The 5,495-nt window shown below is 55.5% G+C and carries 4 protein-coding genes; all 4 read left to right on the forward strand.

All coding sequences use genetic code 11. The features are described from left to right. Window positions 1-191 precede the first annotated feature (191 nt). The gene (cas3, locus tag VGE80_RS16075) at window positions 192-2,483 is read left to right on the forward strand and encodes a CRISPR-associated helicase Cas3' (protein WP_440593375.1); all 2,292 of its coding nucleotides are present in this window, start codon (window positions 192-194) and stop codon (window positions 2,481-2,483) included. Between the two features lie 324 nt (window positions 2,484-2,807). After that, window positions 2,808-3,515: a type I-C CRISPR-associated protein Cas5c gene (gene cas5c / locus VGE80_RS16080; protein WP_397569848.1), complete on the forward strand. Its 708-nt coding sequence runs from the start codon at window positions 2,808-2,810 to the stop codon at window positions 3,513-3,515. Further along, on the forward strand, window positions 3,512-5,257 hold the full coding sequence (gene cas8c / locus VGE80_RS16085; RefSeq protein WP_440593376.1) for a type I-C CRISPR-associated protein Cas8c/Csd1: 1,746 nt from the start codon (window positions 3,512-3,514) through the stop codon (window positions 5,255-5,257). The genes cas5c and cas8c overlap by 4 nt, the downstream gene beginning before the upstream one ends. A 41-nt stretch (window positions 5,258-5,298) precedes the next feature. Next, the coding region (locus tag VGE80_RS16090; protein ID WP_440593377.1) for a type I CRISPR-associated protein Cas7 at window positions 5,299-5,495 on the forward strand (197 nt) is incomplete at its 3' end.

Here is a 5,495-nt window from a genome sequence, read left to right on the forward strand (position 1 = left end):
CTGGCCGGTGAACTGGGCACGCGAGGCAATCAAGAGTAGACCGTTTCGATCCCGAAGTCCTAATTAGCTTCCGGTTGATCTGACCACTACACGTCCCTCCGCCGACGAATAAACAATCCACATCGCCTTCTCATCTAATAGCAAAGCAATTCGTTTGACAGTCGGTTTTAGGATGTGTACGGTCGTTTCCTATGAACCACCTGGATAAGAAACAGAGGACCTATTATGGGCATAGTGTTCAAGGTGACGCAGATACCCGCTGGGAGCTACTAAGTGATCATATTCAGCGCGTGAGTGACCGTTGTGCTGCGTTCGCAAAGTCCTTTCAGGCGGAGAACTGGGGCCGGCTTGCCGGACTCTGGCATGATCTCGGAAAGTATAGCGATGCCTTCCAGGACTACTTACTCACCGCCAATGGCTTTGAAGCTCACCTTGAACAGTTCAACCGAGTTGACCATTCCACTGCGGGTGCCCAGCTCGCGGCGAAGCAGTTGGGCGGAAATGGCCAAATCCTCGCCTATGTGATCGCAGGACATCACGCTGGTCTGGCAAATGCCAGTGGCGGAGATTCCAGTCTGTTTGAGCGACTGAGAAAGAAGGTTCCCGCTTGTGTCGCTGTGCCAGATGAAATCCTCCGTCCTGTGTGCGAGCTCGAACCGCTCGAAATGCAGGCTTCGAAGGACACCCGTGATATTCTAGGGTTCCGGTACGCGTTCTTTACACGCATGCTCTTTTCGTGTCTGGTTGATGCCGACTTTCTGGCCACTGAGGAATTTTGTGATCGGGAAAAATCGGAGCGTCGTGCGTCAGGGCATCTTCCTTCGTTCATGATCATGAAGGGAACGCTTGATGCGGAACTGGAAAAGAAGCTGTCCCATGCCGCACCAGGGACCGTCTCAACATGTCGGCAGCAGGTTCTGACAGCTTGCCGTGATGCAGCGGCGAAGCCCCCCGGAATGTTTTCTCTCACCGTTCCCACCGGGGGAGGCAAGACGTTGTCGTCGCTCGCTTTCGCCCTGGAACATGCGATCCAGCACGGCAAGTCGAGAATCGTCTACGCCATTCCGTTTACGAGTATTATCGAGCAGACAGCCGATGTCTTCCGGCAGGTTTTCCAGTCGTTGAGCGACGAGATCGTTCTGGAGCACCATTCCAATGTGGATCCGGAGGATCAACGTGAATCGCCGCGCTCCCGCCTGGCGACCGAGAACTGGGATGCACCACTCGTCGTCACGACCAATGTTCAACTTTTCGAGTCACTGTTCGCCGCGAAAACTTCCCGCTGTCGCAAGCTGCACAACCTCGTCAACAGCGTCATCATCCTCGATGAAGCCCAGACGTTGCCAGTGGATCGGCTTCGGCCCTGTCTCGCAGCACTGCAGGAGCTTGTCCGCGGATACGGCTGCACGATTGTCTTATGTACCGCGACACAACCTGCCATTCATTACCGGGACCAGTTCACGATGGGACTTCCCGACGTCAGGGAAATCATCCCTGATCCCGCGCAGCTTGCGGCCCAGATGAAACGGGTTCAGGTTCGCGTCATTGGCGAACCGTGTTCTCGGGAAAACAAGATTGTTCCAGGAAAGGTCACTAATCAGGAACTTGTGGCACGGATGCAGGAACAGAAATCGTTCCTGATGATCGTCAACACGCGCGGACTTGCTGCTAAGCTCTACCGCGACCTCGCATCCCTGGGGGAAAGGGGCGGACTCTATCACCTCAGCACACTCATGTGCGGTCAGCATCGCTCCGACACGATCGCTGAGATCCGGCAGCGACTTCAACGGGGACAGGTGTGCCGCGTCATTTCAACGCAACTGATCGAGGCGGGCGTCGATGTGGATTTCCCGGTCGTCTTTCGTGCGTTGTCGGGTCTCGATTCGATTGCTCAGGCGGCGGGTCGCTGCAACAGGGAAGGGAGATCCGAGATCGGAACTGTCTTTGTCTTCGACCCTCAGGAGGTGACTCTTCAGGGATACCTCCGTTCGACTGCGATGTCGGCGAGTGAAATTATTCCGGCCTTTGAAGAGGACGTTCTGAGTCCAGAGGCCATCCGCGCCTACTTTGAGCTTCATTACTGGAAACGCTCCGGACCCAACCGCTGGGACAAGACACCGGAAGAAGGGGTGATGAAATGCTTCCCCTGTCCGACCACCGAATTTTCAGCCGACTTCCGCAACGCCGCAGATCGACTTCGATTGATCGAAGAACAGGGAAGGACGGTGTTCGTTCCGTATGGGTGCGTCGGCCAGGATCTCATTCAGCGACTGAGGATGGATGGCCCTGATCGAAAACTCCTCCGCCAACTCCAACGCTATTCTGTCACGCTTTACGAACACCTCTATCAAGCGATGGCTCCGGACATCGAACTGATCCATGGCCAGTACCCGGCGCTGATTAACGTGAGTGCCTATGACAAGAAGTTGGGCATTCGCATCGACCGCCCAGGGTTCGTGGAGCCGTCCGAGTGGATCGCTTGAACATTCGAAGGAGGGGTGAGCGAAAGATCGGTTATTTGTCACATGCAACTCTGTTAGTCGCCATCCGCCATTGCTTTTCGCGAACGGAATTCAGGATGTCGCTCCAGTAATGACCTCGAACATGTCGTGGACTGTCATGCATCAACGATACGAAGACACTGCTTCTGCCAGGACTCCGAAGCAGTGGCATACTGCCGGAAGATTTCGTCGTGAAAAATCAAAAGTTCCTCTCAAAAAAACTGCACGCACCGAAGCGTTACGACTGGCGTCATTTCCAAACTTCATTTGTGTTTCAAAACCTTAGTTAAGGAGCATCGGACGATCATGTCGCCAATTCGCTTAAAAGTCTGGGCGGACTACGCCTGCTTCACTCGCCCGGAAATGAAGGTCGAGCGTGTCAGCTACGACGTTATTACTCCGTCCGCTGCGCGGGGGGTGCTGGAAGCGATCTACTGGAAGCCTCAAGTCCGGTGGGTCGTCGAGCGGCTGCACGTCCTGAAGCCGATCCGCTTCACGAATCTGCGCCGGAATGAAGTTTCCTCCAAGGCCTCGGCATCCAATGCCCGACAGGCCATGGCGGGAAGGTCGACCGAGCCACTGTCGCTCTTTATCGAAGAGACGCGGCAACAACGTGCAGCGACCATCCTCACGGACGTGGCGTATGCCATCGAAGCGCGGTTTGAAATTCTGGACCCCAGCGATCCCATCGAAAAGCACTACAACATCTTCAAACGCCGTGCGGAACGGGGTCAGTATTTCCACCACCCCTATCTGGGATGCCGCGAGTTTCCCTGTGACTTCGAGTGGATCGATGGCTCAATTCCCACGTCCCCCCTCACAGGTGAGCAAGACCTGGGCTACCTCCTGCACGATATCGAGTTTCGACCTGCTACCGGGAAGGCGTCGGACACGATCTGTGGCCATACCGGTGAGCGTCGTGACACCCTGCCCCACTTCTTTCGTGCCCGCATGCACGACGGTGTGATCGACGTTCCTCCCCTTCAATCGGCGCTGCAGGAGGTGCATTCATGATTCTTCAAGCACTCAATAACTACTACGAGCGATTGGCCAGTGAGCCCGATTCCGATATCGCGCCCGCAGGATTCAGCCGACAGAAAATCTCCTACGCGGCGGTTCTCGATCCGGATGGGTCGTTGCACGGGATCGAGGATCTCAGGACCGGTGACGGCAAGAAAAAGGTCGCTCCGTCACTGCTGGTTTGCGGAGATTCAAAGCCGTCAGGATCGGGGATCAATCCCTGTTTTCTGTGGGACAATCCCGCCTACATGCTGGGGTTTAAGCCTGACGACCCCAAGCCGGAACGAACTCGCCAGGCGTTCGAAGCATTCCGCCAGCGTCACCTTGAATTAGAGCAGACGATTCAAGATCCGCAGTTCAGTGCCGTCTGCCGCTTTCTCGAAAAGTGGGATCCTGCACAGTCCGTCGAACATCCCGGACTTGTCGAGATCGGGACTGGATTTGGCCTCTTTCGCATCCGGGGGAAAAGTCAGTTCGTACACGAAGTCGACTCCGTTCGGCAATGGTGGCGGGACCAACTCCAGCAGGCGACCACCTCTACAGAAGGGGAACTGGGACAGTGTCTGGTGACCGGTCGAAAAGCTCCAATCGCTCGACTGCATGATCCCAAGATTAAGGGGGTCTCCGGCGCCCAGTCTTCCGGCGCCGCAATCGTCTCATTCAATCTGGACGCTTTTGAATCCTATGGGAAGGAGCAATCACGAAATGCCCCGGTGAGCGAAACGGCTGCCTTTCAATACTGCACCGCACTCAACAGTCTGCTGGCCGATCGAAGTCGACGAGTCCAGATCGGGGACGCCACGACCGTCTTCTGGACCGAAAAGCCCACACCCATGGAGAATATCTTCGGGTTGGTACTGGGCAATCCCCCACCAGAAGACGAGGGACTGCTGAACAAACTGCAGAATATTCTCCATCTGATCGCCCAGGGAAAGTATCCGGCGGAACTCGGAGACAAGGAGACTCCGTTTTATATTCTCGGGCTTTCGCCGAACGCGGCCCGCATCTCGGTCCGGTTCTGGCGAGTCAGCTCACTCGGTGAGATTGTCGCCAACCTTCAGCAACACTTCGTCGACCTTTCGCTGCAGCATCGAGAGAGCGAGCCCGACTTTATCAGCCCCTGGCAGATCCTGCGCGAGACCGTTCGCGACTCAAAGGACATTCCACCGCAATTGAGCGGTGCGCTGATGCGATCGATTCTGAGCGGTCAAGCTTATCCCCAGATGCTGCTCGCCGCGTTGATTCGTCGGGTCCGTGCTGACCGTGAGTTGAGGTATCTGCGGGTTGCCCCAATTAAAGCCTGTCTTAATCGCCAGTTCAGATTGAATTCTTCACCCATTCAGGAGATTGCCATGGCGCTGGATACGAATCGCGAGGACGTTGCCTACTGTCTGGGACGCCTGTTCGCAGAACTGGAAAAAACACAGGAGGACGCACTTCCTGGAATTAACGACACGATCAAGGATCGCTACTTCGGGTCTGCGTCTGCAACCCCTGCCGCAGTCTTCCCCCGGCTGATTCGTCTCAGCCAGCACCACCTTGGCAAGCTGGAAAAGGGAAAGCGGCTCTTTCACGAAAAGCGATTTCAGGAAATTGTCGGCAAGCTGCAAAAGTTTCCCGGCCATCTGAATCTGCAGGATCAGGGGCTGTTCGCCATTGGCTATTACCACCAGCGACAGGATTTTTTCATCCGCAAAGAGAAGGCAGAGCCGGATGCCCTCTTTGCTGTCATCTGATTTGACCCATCTGTTACATCACTTCTCAGGAACCGACACTCATGAAATCGCGCTACGACTTTGTTTATCTCTTCGATGTCAAAGACGGTAATCCCAACGGCGATCCTGATGCAGGAAATCTGCCTCGCGTGGACGCAGAAACCGGCCAGGGACTGGTCACCGATGTCTGCCTCAAACGGAAGATCCGCAATTTTGTCGGGCTCGTCAAACAGGAACAGCCCCCTTACGAGATCTACGT

It is taken from the genome of Schlesneria sp., assembly GCF_036405755.1.
Lineage (GTDB): Bacteria > Planctomycetota > Planctomycetia > Planctomycetales > Planctomycetaceae > Schlesneria > Schlesneria sphaerica.

Excerpts from the sequence above, each read along its gene's own strand:
- cas8c (WP_440593376.1), top strand. The coding sequence starts at position 3,512 with ATGATTCTTCAAGCACTCAATAACTACTACGAGCGATTGGCCAGTGAG.
- cas3 (WP_440593375.1), top strand. The coding sequence starts at position 192 with ATGAACCACCTGGATAAGAAACAGAGGACCTATTATGGGCATAGTGTT.
- cas5c (WP_397569848.1), top strand. The coding sequence starts at position 2,808 with ATGTCGCCAATTCGCTTAAAAGTCTGGGCGGACTACGCCTGCTTCACT.